The organism is Dictyobacter alpinus, assembly GCF_003967575.1.
GTDB classification, from domain to species: Bacteria; Chloroflexota; Ktedonobacteria; order Ktedonobacterales; family Ktedonobacteraceae; genus Dictyobacter; species Dictyobacter alpinus.
This window is the reverse complement of the sequence record NZ_BIFT01000001.1, coordinates 1,020,692-1,041,734: the sequence shown is the minus strand read 5'-3', so window position 1 is coordinate 1,041,734 and position 21,043 is coordinate 1,020,692. Positions and strand designations below refer to the sequence as shown.

The 21,043-nt window shown below is 47.1% G+C and carries 13 protein-coding genes; 3 read left to right on the top strand and 10 right to left on the bottom strand.

The features are described from left to right. Positions 1-1,008 (top strand): Gfo/Idh/MocA family protein, encoded by a 1,008-nt coding sequence (locus EL633_RS04110; protein WP_126625978.1) that lies wholly within the window; start codon positions 1-3, stop codon positions 1,006-1,008. An 86-nt stretch (positions 1,009-1,094) separates the two neighbouring features. Here EL633_RS04110 and EL633_RS04105 read toward each other — a convergent pair whose 3' ends face one another. Beyond that, the gene (locus tag EL633_RS04105; RefSeq protein WP_126625977.1) at positions 1,095-2,048 is read right to left on the bottom strand and encodes an SDR family oxidoreductase; all 954 of its coding nucleotides are present in this window, start codon (positions 2,046-2,048) and stop codon (positions 1,095-1,097) included. 223 nt (positions 2,049-2,271) lie between these two features. Between EL633_RS04105 and EL633_RS04100 the strand changes: the two genes are divergently transcribed. Continuing rightward, positions 2,272-3,612 carry a putative glycoside hydrolase gene (locus EL633_RS04100; RefSeq protein ID WP_126625976.1) on the top strand — a complete coding sequence of 447 codons (1,341 nt, stop codon included), beginning with the start codon at positions 2,272-2,274 and terminating at the stop codon, positions 3,610-3,612. Positions 3,613-3,617: 5 nt separating this feature from the next. On the opposite strand, the gene EL633_RS04095 is transcribed toward EL633_RS04100, so the two are convergent. From EL633_RS04095 to EL633_RS04055, 9 genes are all read right to left on the bottom strand, one after another. Further along, positions 3,618-4,910 carry a glycosyltransferase family 4 protein gene (locus EL633_RS04095; RefSeq protein ID WP_126625975.1) on the bottom strand — a complete coding sequence of 431 codons (1,293 nt, stop codon included), beginning with the start codon at positions 4,908-4,910 and terminating at the stop codon, positions 3,618-3,620. After that, entirely contained in the window at positions 4,897-5,964 is a 1,068-nt protein-coding gene (locus tag EL633_RS04090; RefSeq protein WP_126625974.1) for a glycosyltransferase, read from the bottom strand. The genes EL633_RS04095 and EL633_RS04090 overlap by 14 nt, the downstream gene beginning before the upstream one ends. Before the next feature lie 68 nt (positions 5,965-6,032). Further along, positions 6,033-7,970, bottom strand: coding sequence for an asparagine synthase (glutamine-hydrolyzing) (gene asnB, locus EL633_RS04085; RefSeq protein WP_126625973.1), 1,938 nt, complete (start codon positions 7,968-7,970; stop codon positions 6,033-6,035). A gap of 21 nt (positions 7,971-7,991) precedes the next feature. After that, complete coding sequence (gene asnB / locus EL633_RS04080) at positions 7,992-9,929, bottom strand: asparagine synthase (glutamine-hydrolyzing) (RefSeq protein WP_126625972.1); 1,938 nt, start codon at positions 9,927-9,929, stop codon at positions 7,992-7,994. Between the two features lie 36 nt (positions 9,930-9,965). Then, positions 9,966-11,279 (bottom strand): glycosyltransferase family 4 protein, encoded by a 1,314-nt coding sequence (locus EL633_RS04075; RefSeq protein WP_126625971.1) that lies wholly within the window; start codon positions 11,277-11,279, stop codon positions 9,966-9,968. 1 nt (position 11,280) lies between these two features. Beyond that, positions 11,281-12,609 (bottom strand): glycosyltransferase family 4 protein, encoded by a 1,329-nt coding sequence (locus EL633_RS04070; RefSeq protein WP_126625970.1) that lies wholly within the window; start codon positions 12,607-12,609, stop codon positions 11,281-11,283. A gap of 63 nt (positions 12,610-12,672) precedes the next feature. Continuing rightward, on the bottom strand, positions 12,673-15,591 hold the full coding sequence (locus EL633_RS04065) for a lipid II flippase MurJ (RefSeq protein WP_126625969.1): 2,919 nt from the start codon (positions 15,589-15,591) through the stop codon (positions 12,673-12,675). Positions 15,592-15,624: 33 nt separating this feature from the next. Further along, the gene (locus EL633_RS04060) at positions 15,625-16,929 is read right to left on the bottom strand and encodes a nucleotide sugar dehydrogenase (protein WP_126625968.1); all 1,305 of its coding nucleotides are present in this window, start codon (positions 16,927-16,929) and stop codon (positions 15,625-15,627) included. Positions 16,930-17,124: 195 nt separating this feature from the next. After that, positions 17,125-18,561 (bottom strand): tyrosine-protein kinase domain-containing protein, encoded by a 1,437-nt coding sequence (locus tag EL633_RS04055; protein WP_126625967.1) that lies wholly within the window; start codon positions 18,559-18,561, stop codon positions 17,125-17,127. A gap of 765 nt (positions 18,562-19,326) precedes the next feature. Here EL633_RS04055 and EL633_RS04050 point away from each other — a divergent pair. Continuing rightward, positions 19,327-20,991 (top strand): N,N-dimethylformamidase beta subunit family domain-containing protein, encoded by a 1,665-nt coding sequence (locus EL633_RS04050; protein WP_126625966.1) that lies wholly within the window; start codon positions 19,327-19,329, stop codon positions 20,989-20,991. The last annotated feature ends 52 nt before the right edge of the window (positions 20,992-21,043 follow it).

The window sequence follows — 21,043 nt, the reverse complement described above, 5'->3', positions numbered from 1 at the left end:
ATGAGAAAAGATTTACGTTTTGGTCTTGTTGGTTGGGGATATTGGGGACCGAAGATTGCGCGTAACCTGGATGGACTTTCCCAGGCCTCGGTGGCTATGGTAGCCGATCTGGATCAGAGCCGCCTGGCTTCTATTGCCGTGAATCAGCCCTGGATTAAGACTACTACCGATTTTCGTGACATTCTCAATTCGGACGTAGATGGAGTGGTGATTGCGGCACCTGTACGTGCCCATTATAAGCTGGCAAAAGAGGCACTGCTGCATGGAAAGCATGTGCTTGTCGAGAAACCTCTTACAGCCAGTGTGGCTGAAGCTGAGGAACTGGTCGAACTTGCCCGAGAACGCAATCTTATTTTGATGGTGGGACATACGTTTGAGTATAGTCCGGCTGTTAATGAGCTACGTAAGCTCGTGCAAAATGGCGACCTGGGTAAAATCTATTGTGTAGAAGCTGAACGTGTTAATCTGGGTCTATTCCGTAGTGATATCAATGTTATCTGGGATCTCGCGCCACATGATATATCGATATTGCTTTATTTATTCGGTAAGGCACCTGAACGGGTAAAAGTACAGGCTAATGCTCACTTGCAGTCGCATATTTGTGATGTGGCGCATTTGGATCTGGAATTCCCTGATCAGATGACGGCACATATCCATGTGAGCTGGCTGCATCCCTGCAAGATACGTCGGGTTACCGTTATCGGAGATGCCAGAATGGTGGTCTACGATGATACCAATCCATCCGAAATGATTAAAGTGTACAACAAAGGCGCTGATGTCCATGCTGATCCTGTGGTTTCGTATCGTCATGGTGCGATTACTATTCCTCATATCGATTGGGTAGAGCCCTTGCGCCTGGAGTGTGAAGATTTTGTCAATTCAATTCTGACGGGAAAACAGCCCCGTGCTAATGGTGAAGTTGGCCTGGCAGTTGTGCGCGTCCTGGAGGCAGCTCAGGCGGCCCTGGAGAAGCAAGAGAAGGTAAGTACTGCGGTGAGCGTACAATAAAGTATATGGCGGCTCTCAACGTCAAAGAAATGGATCCTGCAACTCTTACGCTGTTGCAGGATCCATTTCTTTATTCAAGATCAGGTTTAAGAGATGCTTATGCGTAAAGCTTCTAATGTTTGCGCTAAACCTTCTGCAAACTTGATGGTAGGATCATAGCCGATTAAGCGTTGTGCTTTGCTGATGTCGGCCAGACTATCGCGTACGTCGCCAGGACGTGGGTCACGATAATCGATATTTGTACTGGTCTCTAGCAGCTCACCTGCGATCTGTAATACTTCGTTGAGCGAGATACGTTCTCCGCATCCTACATTCATGGCTTGACCTACCGCATCAGGTGCTGTTGCGGCTTTAAGATTGGCCTGTACTACATTCGCGACAAAGGTAAAGTCCCGCGTTTGCTCCCCATCTCCAAATACGATCGGCTGCTCTTTCGTCAACAGGGCAGTAAGGAAACGTGGAATAACGGCAGCATACTCGGATTTAGGATCCTGGCGCGGACCAAAGACGTTGAAATAGCGGAGTGCGACCGTCTCCAGGCCGTAGATGCTGTTGAAGACAGAGCAGAGAAGCTCTCCAGTCAGTTTATGTACTGCATAGGGAGACATGGGGGAGGTGGGCATCTCTTCATGCTTTGGTAGTGTTGGTGTATTACCATATACTGATGATGAGCTGGCAAAAACAACACGGCGTGCTTTTGCATCCCGGGCCGCCACCAGGACATTCTGGGTGCCATTGACATTCACTTCCAATGAGGTGACAGGATCGGCAATTGAACGTGGTACCGAAGCCAGGGCTGCCTGGTGAAATACTACTTCAACGCCCTCCGCGGCCTTTTTAACGATAGCCAGATCGCGAATATCTCCACGAATAATCTCAACAGTACCAGGAAGGCCTTCAAATGCTTGTAAGTTGCTTTCACGGCCTGTCGAAAGATTATCTAAGACGCGTACATTTTCACCTTGCTTTAGCAGGGTGGCGGCAATATGTGAACCGATAAATCCTGCTCCACCAGTAACTAGATAGCGTGCTGAACTCATACAATGTGTCTGTGCACTAGTACTTTCTTCTATAACAAAAAAGCTGGTGCACATCCCCTTTCTAATAGTGAATTGAGCCTACAACAATTTCCACTTTACCAGATATCCGCCCAAATCAGGTAGTATTACCTGTTAATTGCTATGCTATACTTTTAATTTGTAACCTGGACGCTTGGTATTGTATGAATATTGTTAATATAGATAGTATAAAAGGAACGTCTTTATGGTAAGACATCCACGTATTAAACGATCGGTATCCCTATTTCTAGTACTACTTTTAACCTTTTTGCTAAGTGGATGTACTTTTTCATCAGCCTCACCCGGAAAACCTTCAACGCAAGGTGGCAAGATTGCGCCAGAGCCTGTTGGACTACAGACACCAGTATGTCGATTAGCCCAATGTACCAACTTTAATCCTGTCAAAGGAACACGGCCTTTTGTCGATACCAGCGAAAACATCCACTCTGCCCTGATCTTTGATTATCGCGTCCCTGATCCAGCGGCGGTCGCCAATAATTATGATTTCGTCTGGGGTGCACGGCAAGAGAATATGGAAATTTATCGTACACTTAATCCCAAAATAATATTAAGCTATTATATGACTATTCATCGGGATGATGGTACTTTTACAGAAACTGAACTCGGTGGTCAGGGACGATTGGCCTACTGGAAACAGTTGCACCCCGATTGGATTCTCTATAAATGCGATCAGAAGACACCAGCTTTACAATATACGGATAAAAACATTCCATTCGATATTACCAATCCAGAGGTGGTAAAGTGGCAAATGGACAGCTATGTTCGTCCTGCCAGCGAGGCTGGTTATGATGCCCTGGCGGTAGATAATATTGATATGGAAAATATCTTTGGTGCCTGTGGTCACTTTGATAAGAATGGCGAATGGGTGCAGCTCTATACAGGACAAAATACAGATATTCGCTGGCAGACAGATCAGATGAACTGGGTTGTATATATGCAGAAACAATTGCATGCCTTGCCTCACCCCCTGTTATTGATTGGGAATTTTAGCACTGGCGCGGTAACCATTAAGGCGCCAACCTCGCAGACCGTAATAGACCATGTGGATGGAATTCTGGATGAAAGTAGCTTTACCCACTTTGGTAATCGCAATCTTGGCGGTAGTGATTGGCTCCATCTGGTGCAGTATATTAGTTCTGTTCAGGAAAAGAGTAAGCCGTTCTTTATCGTCAACCAGGTCCAAAAAAAGTTGGAGCCAGCGGATACAGAGTGGATTTACGCCTCATATTTAATGGCAAATCAACGTCTCGCCATGGTGAATATTTCTGGTTTTAAAGCATATGGCCACTCCAATGAATTCCCTGAGTTGAAGGCCCATATTGGGAGTCCTAAAGGAGACATGTATTCATCCCAGTATGTCTATTGGCGTGATTTTACTGGTGGAGAGGTAGTGGTGAATCCGAGCAGTTCTAATGCCCAGATCACCACCCCTGGTACAACCTCTTATGTGGATCCTTATGGTAAGAAGATTGAACATAGCTTTACTTTGCCCGCCATGTCAGCCCTGATCTTGCTCAATGCCTAGCTGGCTTATTCGGTTGCCGATACCGAGACGCTATCGGCAACCGCGCCAGGCTGTCCCACCTCAATGCCTGGAACTGCTTCTCTACTGCTGCTCATCGCCTCATTTTTTGAGAAGAGTTGCTCGTAAGCGTATAAAAGATGTTTGTGCGTTTGATTCCAGCTCAGTTCATCCTCAACGCGTTTACGTCCATAGGCCCCCATGGTCTGTCGGAGTTGTTCATCCTCTAAAAGCATTTCAATTTTATCTGCAAAATCCTCAACGCGATTGGGGGTAGCATATAGGGCCGCGTCCTGAGCGGAGTAACGTGTCTCTAGCAGATCAAAGGCCACTATAGGCCGGCCCATCGCCATATATTCCATGGTTTTGAGCATGGTGCTATGGTCGTTAAGTTGATTACTGGGATCAGGGCAAAGACCAATATCGGTGACGCTCAGATAGCGCAGCAGATCCTGTTTCTCTACCCAGCCGGTGAATTTCACATAGTCGTCAAGCTGTAGATCCTGCGTGAGATTTTTTAGGATTGTGAGTTGATCACCATCACCCATGAGTACCAATCCAATGTCCTGCCGTCCACGTTTATTGATGAGCTCATTGAGTGCGTATAACACATAATCTACGCCATCTTGTGAGCCCATGACTCCAATATAGGCCAGCAGATATTTGTGACCGTTTTTTAACTCTGGTTCAGGTGGCAGCACATGGAAGCGTGTGTCATCTGGACCGTTGCGTACCACTACCACTTTTTCTGGCGCGCAGCCACCACGTTTAAGGGCGTTACGCTTTTGGGATTCGTTGGTGGTGATCACGAGATTGGCGGTCTTGTATGAGAGTGTCTCGCACCATTGCAGGCAACGCTGGATGAGCTTCATGCGTCCCTCAAACTTGATGGCAAACATCTCAGGAGCCAGATCATGTTGATCAAACACAAACTTTTTTCCTAGACAGCGATAGAGCATGCCAATGACGAAAAAGGTATCCGGTGGATTCGCGGCATGGATGACATCGAAACCATGGCGCAACCAGACTTGGATGCTTAAGCGTAAGGTATTAAGCATTGCGACCAGATATTCTTTGATATAGTCAGTGGATTTTACAATTGTGGTGTTCAAGCGGTAGCGATAAATATGGATGCCATTCAGGTGGACATATGCTTCAGTGTCGCGCGTCTCACCCCGTGGGCAGATGACGCTTACCTGATAGCCGTGCTGGCGCAAGGTTTGAGCCTCGCGCCAGACACGTGGATCAGCAGGAACAGAGAGATTTTCTACCAGGAGAAGCACCTTCTTATTCCTGGGCATACGCTGTCTCCTTTTCAGGCGTGGTTGCCACAGGTTGGCGTGGAATTTTCATTTTGGTGGCTTTTTCATATACATCGATAATACGCTGGGCAATCACGCTACCATCCAAATGCTGGGTATCCGCGCGTCCAGTGGTTCTTTCGGTATGTGCCAGGGCCACCTCGATGCCGGACGCCATCTCCTCGACATTATTGGGGGTACAGACAGTACAACCGGCTGTGTGCTCGATGACATCCCGTACATCGCCAACATCAGTACCCACGACCGGTACATTGCAGGCCATGGCTTCTTTGACCACATTAGGTGAGCCTTCGGCATGTGAAGAAAGAATGAGAGCATTACTGGCATTCATATACTTTACAACCGTCTCATGCGGGAGTCCTGTGGCGACTACCAGTTCGATATCGACACCTTTTTCGCGCACGCGTTCGACAGCCGCTTTCGCCAGGGCAAAGTTTTTGACTGGGATGCGTGGATTGTTACTGAAGAGTACATAGTACTTATCTTGATCCCACCCTAGCTCCGCACGGATCTCAGAACGTGGGACCGGATGAAACTGCGCGAAGTTGACACCATCAGGAATCACATAGATTTTTTGCTGTGGGCCGCGGGCCGCTCTTTTCATTTGCTCGGATTTGACCGTGACGGCCTCTACCCAGTAGCAAAGTTGACGGCTGAGCATAGCTACAAAATTGCCTTTAAAGCTATGACCGCCCTTAGCGGTAACTGTACCCAGAATATCATCCCCCAGATAAGCCGCCACGACTGGCGTAGTCCACTGGAGCCGACAGATTACACACCAGAGTCCATATTGTCCATTGATGACGTTATAGCGGCGGCTGAGCGAGGCACGCCAGATCTGCCAGATTGCGGAGGCATAGCGTAGCGGTGATGGCATGCCAACTTTAGGATGAAGTACATCAACCTCTAGACCGGCTTCTCTTAGAGAGTCGACCTGGCTTCTTACAAAGGTACCAGCATGTGGTTTCTCGGCTGTTGGGTAGATGCCAGTGACCATAAGCACGCGGAATGGGCTGGCGGTTTGCTTGGACATTCTATCTTCTATCCTTTCGAAAATGGGCGATTTTTAGACTATTGGCATAGAAATCTCTGGATGGTACTTTAAACGCCGGCCGGCAACTGCTCTTGCATGAGTAGCTCTTCAACCGATCCCTCTGGCTTTTCCAGATCTGGTGTATCAATGAAGACGCGGAACCAGAGTTCCAGACTGGCCAGGGTAAAGATCTGGGCTTGATAGTTTGTTTTGCCATCCAGATGGTCCTGGACCATTTGGGCAATGTAGGCATCATTAAAGTAGCCACGGCTCCGGATGCGGTCCGAGAGGAGTAGCTTACTGATCAGATCACGTTGACCATGGCGGAACCATTCACCAGTTGGGACGTTAAAGCCCATTTTCTTGCGGGTCAGGATCGTTTCAGGCAAGAAGTCAGCAAAGGCCTGCTTTAAGAGATACTTTGTTTTCAGATTTTTGATTTTGGCGTTGGATGGAATACTGGCTGCATACTCGATTAACTTGTAGTCAAGCATAGGAATGCGTGATTCAAGCGAGGCCGCCATGGTCATTTTGTCGCCCTTCATCAACAGATTATCAGGGAGCCAGATTTTGGTGTCCAGATAGAGCATTGATGATAGATTATCCGGCTGGGGATTGTTGTCTAGCCAGTGTTGAAACTCGCGGCTAGCGTCCAGATTGATGGTGGCCTTGGTCTCGCTGGTTAGCAACTGTTCTTTGAGCGCACCGTTAAAGATGCCGAACCAGTTCATCCAACGCTGTGGGGCTGGTTGCGAGATATTGCGGGCCGCCGTTTTCAATTTGCGCATACTATATGGCAGGCGCTCCAACATTGGCTGGATGGCTTGATTGCGTACCACTGGAGGCAATATATGGTAATAGCGGGCCAACCAATCCACCACATATTTAGGATAGCCAGCAAACAACTCATCCGCGCCCTCGCCTGAGAGCACTACCTTGACATGCTGACGTGCCAGCTTTGATACCAGGTATACCCCTAGATCAGATGGTTCGCTGACCGGCTCATCGCGATGCCAGGTCAGCAGTGGCCAATACTGCGTCAGATCTGAGGAACTGACCACTAATTCATGATGGTCGGTACCAAAATGATCCGCAACCATCCGTGCATATGGGAGTTCACTATACTCGGGATGATCAAAGCCCACTGAAAAGGTCTTTACCTTATGTGAGGTCAGGGTACTCATAATGCCGGAAATAATGCTGGAGTCTACGCCGCCACTGAGCATGGCCCCTACCGGTACATCCGCCATCATGCGCTCTTCGACGGCGCGATGGACATGCTGTTTAATACCCTGAATATATTCAGGAATGGAATGCTTTTCTGTCTGCTTGAAGTTGAAGTCCCAGTAGCACTCTTCACGCATCGAACCATTTTCAAACAACAGCCAATGTCCTGGCTTAACTTTGGAAATGTTTTTGAACAGCGTTGCGGGTGCCGGCACATAGCGTACACTCAGGAAGTCGGCCATTGCCTGGACATCGACCTCGCGCTTAACCTGAGGGTGGCCCAGGATCGCTTTGATTTCAGAGCCAAAGATAACCGAACCATTGAGTTGTGTATAGTAAAGTGGCTTCTTGCCGGCTTTATCACGAGCTAGCAAGAGACGTTGTCGTGGTCCATCCCAGATTGCAAACCCGAACATACCATGCAGGCGAGCGACGCAATCAACGCCATATTCTTCGTAGGCATGGACAATGGTTTCCGTATCACTATTGGTTTCGAAGATATGCCCTTTTTCTTGTAAATCTTTACGTAATTCTTTATAGTTCCAGATCTCGCCATTAAAGACAATCCAGATGTCGCCGGTTTCATTGCACATTGGTTGGTGGCCGCCGCTCAGATCAATGATGCTCAAGCGAGCAAAGCCCAGGCCTAGCGGACCATCGAGATGGGCTCCGCTATCATCGGGTCCACGATGTGCAATCAAGCGTGTCATCGTATCTATTAATTGCGGGGAAACTGGTTCGCCGCTGCGTGCATTATAAACTCCACAGATGCCGCACATAAACGTTCCCTTTCCTCACTCTTATTTTTTAGTAGTAGAAGATGATATTGATTTTTTTGAAGGATCATGTATTGGTTCATCCATATATGTCTGGAACCATAATTCCAGACAGAGTAAGCTCCAAAGTACTTCACTATGGTTCGTTAGTGTGCTGGCACCATCGGTTCTCAGCACGTTTTCCATCAGCTGGTCGCTAAAGATACCCCGACTCCTGGCTTTAGAGGAACTGAGAACATCGTGTGCGTAACTACTCATATCCTTACGAAACCAGGTATTGATGGGGACTGCAAAGCCACGTTTGGGACGCTCCAGAATTTCTGTAGGCAACAATTCTGCGGCGACTTTCTTTAATAGGTGTTTGCCATGACCATCATGGATGCGTCCGTTATTGACCCGTAACAATGGATTCAATGAGGCAACATATTCAGCCAGATGATGATCCAACAAAGGAGCGCGTGTCTCAAGGGAATTAATCATACTAGCTTTGTCGACCTTGACCAGGATGTCGTCGGTCAGATACGTCTTGGTATCTACATATTGCATACGTGCGGTAGGATTCAAGTCCTGGACGGCATGATAAAGGCCCAGATGGCGCTCAAACGGCATGTGTTGTTTGACCTGCTGATAAAAATTCTGGGTATAGAGGGCTTCGCGTGTATAATCCGGAAAGAGCATCATGGCTTCAATGCTGCGGGTGCCATAGTCGCGTAACCAGGTCTGCAAACGTTTTTTGCCACGCACATTATTGGGTAATAAGTAAGATGCCCGTGCCATCGTACCACGCAGCAGGCGGGGGATCCGGTAAAGTTGATACTCACGACGGTATTGCTCATAGCCACCAAAAACCTCGTCGCCACCATCCCCACTCAAGGCTACCGTGACATGTTCACGAGCCAGCTTGGAAACATAGTAGGTCGGTAACATCGATGAATCTGCAAATGGCTCATCATAGGTCCATACCAGATGTGGCAATACCGTCATGAGATCATACTTGACAAAGAACTCATGATGATCTGTACCAAAATGCTGCGCTACTTTGCGTGCATAGGGCAGTTCATTGTAAGAATCTTCCTCAAAGCCAATCGAGAATGTTTTGACCGGCTGGGACATCAACTTACTCATCATTCCCACCACAATACTGGAGTCCAGGCCACCGCTTAAGAAGGCACCAAGAGGAACTTCACTCATCAGGCGCTTTCGCGTTGCATCTTCTAACAAGCTCCTGGTGCGCTCAATCGCGGTTGCTTCATCGTCATAGCAGGTATGTGCAAAAGAAAGATCCCAATAGCTTCTGGTTTTGACTGCACCATTCTCATAAATAAGCACATGGGCAGCCGGAACCTTATGGACATTTTTGAATATTGTGAGCGGTGTGGGCACATAGCGATAGACCAGAAATTCATCGATGGCCAGCGGATTGACCTCGCGTGGAATGCCCGCTTCCAGGATCGATTTGATTTCCGAACCAAAGATCAGGCGTGTGCCATCCCAATAATAGTTGAGTGGTTTCTTGCCGAAGCGGTCGCGAGCGGCAAAAAGGCGCTTGCGTTTGATATCCCAGATGGCAAAGGTAAACATGCCACTGAGAAAATTCACACATTCGTCGCCATATTCTTCATAAGCATGGAGAATGGTCTCCGTATCACCGCTGGTCTTAAACTGGTGACCACGAGCCCGCAAATCCTGTTGTAGCTCGCGATAGTTGTAGATTTCTCCATTGAATACGATCAACATACTTCGATCTTCATTGAAAATTGGCTGATGGCTGCCTTCCAGATCAATAATAGAGAGGCGGCGCATTCCTAGCGCCGCTGAAGTGCCTGCCTGCTCTCCCTCGCCAATCCATGTGCCTTGATCATCAGGACCACGATGCCTGATGACCTGGCACATTGCATCGATAAGATGTTCCGCTTCAGCTGATCCACACTGCACATTAACAAATCCCGCAATTCCACACATGGGATGTTTATCCTTTCAAATGCCTGGCTCAAGGCATTACTGAGCGGCTTCCTGAAGGGCAAGATCGCCGGCCCTCTGTTCAATGCCTGTTGTGAGGCGTTGGTAGATTGTTGTATAGAGGTTCAAAACATGTTCAAGTGTATACTCTCGTTGGATCAGAGCACTGGCCAGTGCTCCGTATTGTTGTGCCAATTGAGGATCCTTTAAGAGTGTGAGCAAGGCTTTCGACATGTCTTCATAATCGTCAACCTCTACAAGTAGACCATTAATACCATGCTCAATGACATCCTCACTGCCGCTCACACGTGTCGCAATACAAGCCAGTCCGCTGCCCATTGCCTCCAATAGAGCATTGGGCATGCCTTCCCAGCGGGATGGTAAGATACCGATCAGGCCTCGATGCAATTGTCCTGGTACATCGCTTTGTAATCCAGCGAACTCGACACTCTGCGTGATGCCTAAGGCGGCAGCCAGTTGCTCTAATTGAGGCTGGACAGGGCCGCTGCCAACGATAACCAGACGAGCCTCAGGTGTTTGTTCCTGCACCAGACGCCAGGCCTGAAGGAGTACATCCAGTCCCTTCTCATAGCGCGCTTTGGATACACAAACCACTGTTCTCGCTCTTTGTTCCATATTGTTGGTCGTCGAAGCTGGATGGAAACGGTTGGTATCAACGCCATTTGGAATAAGTTGTATATCTAAATCACCAAAGCCGTTAGCATTGACATAGCGCTGTGTGCGTGTGCTGAGGACAATAATCACAGCCTTGATCTGTTTGAGTAATGCACGTGTAATACGCGTAACGCCCGGTCCGGCAGCTTTCAGACCGTACAGATCGCCATCGATCCAGGTTTTACCATCCACTTGTAGCCAGGGTGTTTGAGGGTCCAGCGGACCGGCCAGTAAACGGGCCGCCTCGTTGGTCTTAGTGGGTTTCTCGCCTCCGGCGCTAATGACGATGATCGTCATCGGTTTTTTGGCGAAATAGCAGACAACGGCCAGCGGCAAGGTAAGCAAACTGAACTGACAGACCTGCAAGACATCAAAAGTTTTGCGCTCACGCCAGATCGTAGCAGCCATGACAAACATAGCTATGAAATAAAGAATGCGTTGGATTATGCGTGGCAGCTTTTCCCGCTTTCCCAGCAATGAACCAGCAATTCTCTTGACGGGAACGCCCCTGATGACATCGTTAAGTGGCCAGGTATGTTTATGGCGGAAAGTTACCACCTGAGTTTGATAGCCAGATTCAATAAGACGCTGACATTGTGCCAGGGTTTGAGTTTCAGCGCCACCGACATAGGGATAAAAAGTGGTAATAGCAATACAGATACGTGGCTTTTGTTCCATATTATTTTTCTCCCACGCCCTCGAGCACCTTAGAAAGGGTCTGGGACTCCTGATGAAGTGTTTGACGATAGAAGTTTATAAATTGATCAGCAATATTTATAAGTTGATAATCTCGAACCACAGTTTCACGTCCTGCCCTGGCTAAGCGTGTGGCCAGTTCAGTATCAGAGATCAGGCGCTGCAATGCTACGGCCAATCCCTGGGGGTCCTCAGGCTCGACCAGCAAAGCATTTACACCATCAACCACGATATCTTCACTGCCACTGACATTCGTGGCAATGCAAGGAACTTCACAGCTCATCGCTTCCAGCAAAGCATTAGGCATACCTTCCCAGCGTGAGGGTAGTACGAATCCCCAGCATTTATGCAGCAGATCGATTACATCTTTGCGTGCTCCCAGAAACACGACGCTCTCCTCGATATCGAGCTCATGGGCCATGCGTTTGAGTTGTTCCTCAGATTGCCCATTACCAGCAATCAATAAGCGCGGCTTCAAATCAGAGCGCCAGCTATCTGGAGCATTCAGCATACGTTTCCAGGCATGGAGCAGTACATCCACTCCCTTGGGATATTGTAGACGTGCCACACATAAAATATCTCGCTCAGGTCGGGTTGGATCGGGACGTAACTCTGGGGCAGGAGCAAACTTTGCAATTTCGATACCATTAGGAATATGCACAAGTTTTTCAGCACGGAAACCATTGGACGTCATATAGCCGTAGCTACGGCTGCTCAAAATTTGATAAAATGCATCCGATTTTTTGAGAAAATCTAGAATGAGTCCTCCGCCAAAAGCTGTTTTCCTCATATGCTGCATATCGCCCACCACCACATCCGCGTAATCAACCTTAAAAAAACTGGTATCAGACAACTTGTCAGCCAGTGTATCCAGCATAAGTATGGCTTCATCTGGTTTGGGTTTGCGGCCAGGACCAGTGCTGGGAATACTGACGATAACAGGTTTTTTGGTTAATTTTCCAATCAAGGCCGCCACCCCTGAGAGGGGAGAGAGTTGGATGGTATGCAGGATATCGTAGCTATCTCGCATCCTCCATAACTGCAAGAACATTAATAGATCTATTGGCATATGCCCAACGCGGCCCACACGCAGTCTTCCACGACGATTAAAAGAACCACCAATACGTATGACTGGTACACCGTCTATTAGTTCTGTCTTTTTCCAGGTTTTTTCATGTTGTAAAGTAACAATCACCACCTGATGACCCATTTCCAGGAGTCGATGTGCCTGTTTGGCTGCGCGAGTTTCAGCCCCACCAATAATTGGCGCATATAAAAAAGCGACCATACAGATACGCAATTGTTTATCCACGAAACTTCTCCTTCGTCGACCTGCCCCTGGTGGTCCAGGGAAGAAGCTAGTGATGCTTCTTCTCTAGATCACTGCAAGTTCTTTTTGTTCAGTTGGATGGTCTGTTTCTCCATCCCGCTCATTTTGTGCCTCATCCTCAAGCCTGGTCTGAGCCTGTTGTTTCTGGCTGTCCCAATAGCGTGTAAAGGGCAGGGCCATCAGGACGAAAAAGTAAATGCCGACACCCTGGTTCCAGATGTCATTGGACTCATAGCCCTGAATAACAATACTGACCAGCGTACCAAAAGCGATTGCCAGCAATAATTTATGCTCATAGGTGCTATTGGCATACTTGCGTATCAATATCCAGCCGAAGGAGATAAACCCTAATGACATGAGTACGAGGCCAATAATGCCATGCTCAAACAAGGATTCCAGGTAAATGTTGTGTGCTGCCGTTGCAATGACACCGCCACCAAAGCCTACTTGTAGTTGTGTCAGCAGCACATCAGACGACTTCATACCATAGCCAAGGATCTGCGCAGGATCAAAGTGATTGATGAGCGCTGCCCAGAGGTAAGTACGGCCATTGAGTGAAGTGATATCGCTGTTGGCAAAGCGACTCAGGATAGGAATATTGGCAAGTGTTGTTGCCAGTAAGATCAGACCAACGATACTTGTGCCTGCCCCAAAGGCGATGCCTCGTAACTTATTCGAAGGCAGGAAGAGCACAGTGACAACCAGGCCTATTCCAACTGCGAGTAAGGTACCGCGGTTGAATGTCAGACCGAGTGCCAGCATCAAGAGTAGTAAGATGGCAACCGCTAAACAGATCTGCAAGAATTTGCGCAGGGTAAAAATGCGATAAATGGTAATTGGGATCAACACTGACAGGTACAGGCCCAGGGTTGGTGGCGTATCATAGAAGATCGAACTGATCCGGAAGTAACCAGTACTGGGATCGATAACGCCGTGCTGCTGTATTGTAAAGCCCCATAAGCCATAGAGTGCGATAAAGATAGCTGGCGCAATCATCGCGTCTATGAAGAGCATCAATCTTTGCCGTGTGTCAATGATTAATACTACCAGTACACTCAATGCAAAGAAGTCCAACTGCGTGGTCCAGATTGTGAAGAATTCTTGTAAAGTGACGGGAGAAATGCCCATACTCAGCAAGATCCAGATAAAGTAGAAGAGCCAGAATGCCAGCGCAGGCATACGTTGAAGGGCCTCTTTTGTCGGAACATAAAAGAGTAGCAGCAACGTTGGCAATGTCAATCCGGACAACAGATTGTTACCATTAAAGAGTGGCAATGCTGATCCAATAAACACATTAATGCAGGCCCATGCCAGCACAAGTAGATACTGATAGCGTAACAATGCCAGAATGGCCAGTGAACCAAACGCGATACGTACCGTAAACATCGCATTCTGTGCCGAGCCTGCAGCCCCTGCCGCAAAGATTGCCAGGGCTAAGCCGACGCGCGTTAAGCCTTTGCGCACCTTATAGGTTAGTCCCAGATCGTACAGAGTAATATCTTTAGGCGCGAATAATTTGCCTATGCCGAATTTGAACAGCATATCTTTTAGTTCTTTGGGAAAAGTTAAAAGATTGAGTTTACCGATCATCATGCGTAGTGTTACCAGCAAAATGATCATCGTGCAGAAGTAGTAGAGGGAGGTCGCAAAGGCGATACCGAAGCCGCCCCAGAGGTGGCCAAAGAATGCATCAAAGCCAGCATTAGCGAAAACACTAAAAATGCTGACTCCCATCAAGACCCGCGTCTTACCTAAGGCGCTGAACGCTCGCGACACAATAAAGCCGACCGCAGTTGGAAACATTCCAATCGAAAGGCCTGCCAGAATCCATGCTGTCTGATTGGTATCCTGGGCACTAAATTTGCCATGTTGAAAGATTATTCCAACGATGATCCAGGCCCCAAAGGTCATAACGACCGTCAATGCTAGTGTGGCGATACCAACTACCCAGAGATATAAGCGCAAGGTGCCTTTGAAGGCCCGCATATCCTTAATTGCGGCCTGACTTGCCAGGTAGGGTAAGGCGGCACGTCCCACGGCCGCGAATATTACACCGGTTGGCACACCATTCAATTTGAGTGCATTGTTGAGTGCCGCAACCGTACCTTCACTTTGAAAGGCCCCGAAAATAGTGTCAACCGCCGGACTGGCCATACTGATTAATCCAGCAAAGAGTGCTGGCCAGGCCGCCGTCATAATCGGCTTCAATTCTGGCAATTTTAAATCTAATACAGGTCGGTAGACGATATGGGATTTATGTGCTCGATAGATAATCACCGCCAGTTGTAGCACCTGACCGATGAGTGTACCAACACAAAGCATTAAAACGCCAGCGCTATTACCACCAACTAACACACACGTTGCCGTCGTCATTGGAACCAGAATACCTGCATAGGCTGGCCAACCGAATTTTCCTTCAGCATTGAGCAGGCATTCCATAAAACTATTCAGAGTCATCAATCCCACTACGGGGAAGATAAATGGCGCTAAGTCCTGTGCTAGAAGTCGTGTTTCGAGCTTCGATTTTGATGCCAGCCCATAGATCAATGGTGCTTTAAAGACGAGCAGAACAATGGTTAAGATGATACACGAAAGTACCAGCAGATTGAGTAGGGTGCTAAATAGTTTGGATGCCTGTTCCCGTGAGCCTCTTGAACGTAACCTGGAATAAACAGGGATGACCGATGCTTCTAGTGCACTGGCAAGCATTGGCGCAAACGTTGTCGGGATCAAGGATGCTACATAGTAGGCATCCATATTATAAGCCTGTCCAAATTTTGCGGTTACCACCACCTGATTCAGAAGACCTACTACGCGGATCAGCAAGTTTGCTGAGGCCAGACTAAGTAGAGCCCGGAAGATATTTTTATTTGCAGACTTAAGCCGGACAGCAACCAGCCGAGCACTGGTTGTGCTCAGCAGCGGTTGACTATCAGTGCGGCCATTGCTCAATGGTTGAGACATGTTTCTTTACCGTTCTATAGTTTTTAACATGGTCTAGAGTCTGAAAATCTTGGTATCTTGAAATCCTCTGGTCATATTGCGGGTATCGACAATAGAACGTGCCTCTTCGACAATGGAAGGGATGTCATAATAATCATGATCAGTAACGAGAGCCACACAGTCCGCAGCCTGGAGCAGGCCGCTACTCACTGGTTGTGAATGCAGTGTTCGACCACCCTGCAAGGTCAGGGAAGGGACATGGTCGTCATTATAGAGCACAACTGCTTTATGATCGAGCAAACTCTGGATGATATCCAGTGCAGGTGACTCACGAACGTCGCTCACATTGCGTTTATAGGCCACACCCATCACAAGGACTGTTGCGCCGTTCAAACTACGGCGCTGTTCATTGAGGGCTGCCATAATTTTATTCACCACATAATGGGGCATGCTGCTATTGATTTCTGACGCCAGTTCAATAAAGCGAGCATTGTAGTCAAGCGTTTTAAGCTTCCAGGAAAGATAGTGTGGGTCAACAGGAATGCAGTGCCCACCCAGTCCAGGACCAGGCTGAAAGCGCATAAAACCAAATGGCTTGGTCGCGGCAGCATCAATAACTTCCCATGCGCTGATATTTAATTTTTCGCAAATGATGGCAATCTCATTGACCAGTCCAATGTTTACCGCTCGGAAGGTATTTTCCAGCAGCTTGGTCATTTCCGCGACCCGAGCCGAGCTAACCGGAACAATTTGCGCGATGGCGGCTCCATAATAGGCCTGCGCCAATTCGGTGCAACTGGCAGTAATGCCACCAACCACCTTCGGTGTATTTTTTGTGCCAAAAGTGGGATTACCTGGATCGATACGTTCAGGTGAGAAGGCCAGGAAGAAATCTTCCCCGACTTTGAGGCCGGTCTCCTCCAATTCAGGCAACAACACCTCATCAGTGGTGCCTGGATATGTTGTGCTTTCCAGAATAATCAGTTGGCCTGGATGGAGATGCTTGCGGACTTCACGGGCTGCCGAAATAATATAAGAGATATCTGGTTCACGTGTTTTACGTAGTGGAGTAGGAACACAAATGCTAATCGCGTCAACAGTATCAAGAGCTGAAAAATCAGTGGTAAATGTTAACTTATCAGCTGCAATCAGTTTTTGCAGATCTTCACTCTCGACATCGGAGATATAACTCTGTCCCTCATTTGCCTGATCGACTTTTTTTTGATCTACATCAATACCTGTAACGTGAAAACCTGCCTCTGCAAAAGTAGTTGCCAGAGGAAGCCCTACATAGCCTAGACCAATAATTCCCACATGTAATGAGTGCGAGGAGATCTTCTCCATGAGCTGGTTTTTCATTAATCTTTTGTTTCCTTAATATATTTTATACAGCATTTCTAAAAGGCACAGGAACTCACAAAGACAGATAAAAATAGATTGATGTTTGTATTGCCATCTCTTTGCCCCGACATGTTTACTTTGACCTGGTCTCAGGTTAGAAGCCATGTTCAGGGCAAAGAGCTCTCACCACAACTACCACTATCCAACGTGCGCTTAGCGTTTGTTATTCGCCGAGGGGAGAATAGCAGTATTGGTTGCATCAATCGCATGATTGATTTGTGGTGTATTAGGAGGCATAGACATTGTGATATCTGCACGTGGGCGTGATTGAATGTTGCTCAGATAATCCTGTACTTCGCCAAACTCCGGCCAATTACTTTTATTGAGTGCCACACCCAGGACACGTGTACCTGTTCGATTCAGTGCCTGTTTAGCCCGTACCATTGCTTTACGCGGTGTGCGCGATGCATCGACAACCAGAATGGTTACCTGCATATATGCGGCCATGATCTGTGCATCAGCAATAGGCAACAGGGGTGGAGTATCAAAGATAACATAATCAAATTTTTGAGTATTGCGGAAATGGTTGAAGAGCTGGCTGGCCAATTGAGACTGTAAGAGTTCTGACGGATTCGATGGCAACACCCCTGCGGTTAGCACGCGGAGCGAAGGAATCTCGGTAGGCTGGCCATCCAACTCGCCCTCAACCTGTGACCACATCTCTAAGAAGGCATTGGATAAGCCTTTATGATTATTTACCTGGAAGTGCTGATCCAGCACAGGATGACGGAGATCGGCATCCACCAGGAGCACTCGTTTACCAGACATAGCCAGGAATGAAGCCATGTTAGCGGCAATTGTACTCTTACCCTCGCCTGCCATTGAGCTTGTAACCATTACCAGTTTAAAAGGGCGCAACATTTGAGCCATGTTCAGGTTGGCACAAAGAATGCGACAGCCTTCAGCCAGTTCAGGAGTTTCCTCTGCATTTTTTGAGCGCTGCTTACGGGAGAGTTCTGGAATAATCGTCAATGCATCGATGCCCAGCAGCTTATTTACCTCTTCAGGTGAAGTCAGGCGGTCATCAATCCACTCGAATATAACAATGATCGCTAGCGCTAACCCTAGTCCTACCAGAGCACCGATCAAGGAGTCCTGCGATGGACGAGGTCTGATTGGATCAGTGGGGACAACAGGATTAAGAATATTAAAGTTTGCCTGGCTACCAAGCCTTGTATTGGCGTATGAGGTAAAGCTTTGTGCCACCTCTAGAGACAACTGGGCTGCTAGTTGTGGATCGCTACTATCGACCAGCACATCAATAATCAGTGTGTTTGTTGCAGGTTGTGTCTTAACCATACTACTCAGTTGTTTCACTGTCATGCCATGCTTGGCTGCGACAGGACTGAGTACATTGGGATTCGTCACCAGCTGGTTATACGTTGGTTGCTGAGCCATCGCCGCTACTGTACTATCGTTCTGTGAAGAGCCCGGTAGAGTGATCAGTAAACGGGTTTGTGCTTCGTAAACGGGTTGCATCAGCAATTTAGTGACGAGATAGGTCGTACCGCCACAAATAACCATACCAAGTATTATGACCCAGGCCCAACGTTTTGCGAGTAGTATATAGCGACTTAACGTACTCCGCATTGAAATACCATCCTTACCAGGTTTTTATCCGTATTAAAATGACAATGTCAGACTTCATAAGAATCTTTATATGTAGTAATGGAAAATAAATTTGCCTATCGGGAAGCAACAATATATGAGTTTGCCTTATACCCTATCTTAGAAGATACCTTCTGTAGATTAGGAATCAGGTTGTTGCTGGCGTTGAGAAGGCGTTGAAAATACTACTCCTTTGTTGAGATAGTAACTCCAAGTCTTTAATTTTTATTTCCTCCTATTTTTATTGCCAAACACTCTGTTCCAGTCGTACAAGTCAGGTGCAATCTCTCCATATATCTTACTAACTTCACAGGAGGCATGACTTTAATTATGCTGTATGAGCACACCGTCAATATATATTAACGATACACAGTGGTATTTATGATGCTGCATATTACCTTCTGCTTAAATTTCATACATTGCACAGTATAGTAGATCACAGTCGGATAATGTAGGTATGGGGAAAATATTCCTACTGTTTGGGTTATTTCTTATAGCTATTATATGATCTTTCCGGTTTGATTCCATAAATTTCTCCACACTTTTACAGAATGATTCACTGATTCTCTACCAAAATCAACATGCCTTCATCACAACATGTATGGTATTTTTGTAAGGGGTAACATCTTATTCATTGTCCTATCATTCTAAGATGCTATATTCTTATAGGGTATATTGTCCTACTTGTATTGCGATATTTTGAAGAAACAAATATATGATTAAGAAAATAAGTGCGGAGGGCTCTGCATGAAATTTAAGTCTGTCGCTACAATTATTACTATTTTCATTCTAGCAGCGGCTCTGCTCGGTTTTTATTTCTTATCACCATCCTTACTTGCGGGCTCAAATGATCACAAGTATCTTGTTAATGATGGTAGCCAACCTATCGCAGGTTCCGGCCCTACAAATGCCATAACACGCGAAAACGCACTCATTGGTACCTCATCCTGGAAGATTCCGCAAGGTAGCGAGTCAACCACGCAGATTCAAGCCTTTGCAGGAGCTACTTCAGTGAAGCCAGGTAAGTCGCTGGCATTTTATGTGAGCACTCAGGTAGCACAAACGACGTACAGTATTGATGTCTTTCGTTTGGGTTGGTATAGTGGAGCTGGAGGACGCTTAATGACATCAGTGCGAGATCTGTCAGGTCAGGCGCAAGGGTATTTTGATGAGGCTGCCAACCGCCTGGTAAATTGCACGACATGCACTTTAGATAAAAATACGGGATTGATTGAAACCCACTGGCAAAAATCGTATACATTGAAAATTCCTGCTGATTGGACTACTGGAATTTATCTGACTAAATTTACTGATGCGAATAACAAGCAATTCTATGTTCCATTTGATGTACTGGGGTCAAAGAAGGCACCTTATATAGCGGTAACGCCCGATACAACCTATGCAGCCTATAATATTTGGGGAGGTTCCAGCCTGTATGATGCTGATGGTGATTTCACTGGCACTAGTGTAGCCAAGCGAGCTACCAAGGTTTCTCTGAATAAACCGAATAATGTAGAGACAGGCTCGAGTCAGGTTTTAACCTTCATTGTCCAGAACGTTCGTTGGATGGAGCAGAATGGTTATGATGTCTCTTATGCCAGCGATATTGATCTACAGACAGATTCGCATTTGTTAGATACGCATAAGGCTTATATTTCCCTGGGCCACGATGAATATTGGACAAAAAGTATGCGCACAACGGTTGAGAAGGCACGGGACAGAGGGATGGGACTGGCTTTTATGGGAGCAAACGCGGTCTACTGGCAGATGCGTTTTGAGCCAGACTCTGCTGGCGTTCCTAACCGAACTATTGTTTCTTATAAAGTACAGACCGTCAACAATGATCTTGCACGTGATCCAATGTATGGCAAGGATAACTCCGTGGTCACCAGTAACTGGCGAGATCCGGTGGTGGGTCGACCAGAAAATGCATTGGTTGGGGTCCTTTATTCAAACCTTACCCATGATCAGCATGGTTTTCCCTGGCGTGTTGCACCGCAGGCGGCGAATCTACCTCTGCTTAAGGGGACTGATCTGCAACCAAATCAAGAATATGGGTGTGGTGTAGTTGGTTATGAATGGGATCGGGTCAATATAGATCCTCGTAGCACGCCGGATAGCCCAACTTTTAGTTCTACTACACCTAAAAATTTACACGTCATAAGTTCTTCGGCGACTATTAGTAGTGAAACGAAGCTGGCTGATGTGAGTAATTCTACCTACTATGTAGCCTCTTCCGGGGCATTGGTGTTTGCGACTGGTTCTATTTATTGGGAGACGGCATTGGACAGCTATCGTTTGCATGAAGATCCAAAGTGCGGCGCTAAAAGTGTGGCTGTTCCTGGCATGCAGGCTTTAATGAAAAATGTTATGGATGCACTGGTGGTGAAGCATAATCCCAGTAGTTTTTAACTGAAAGGTTTGATTCGTGTGATATGAACATCTGAAACTACTGTTTGAGGTA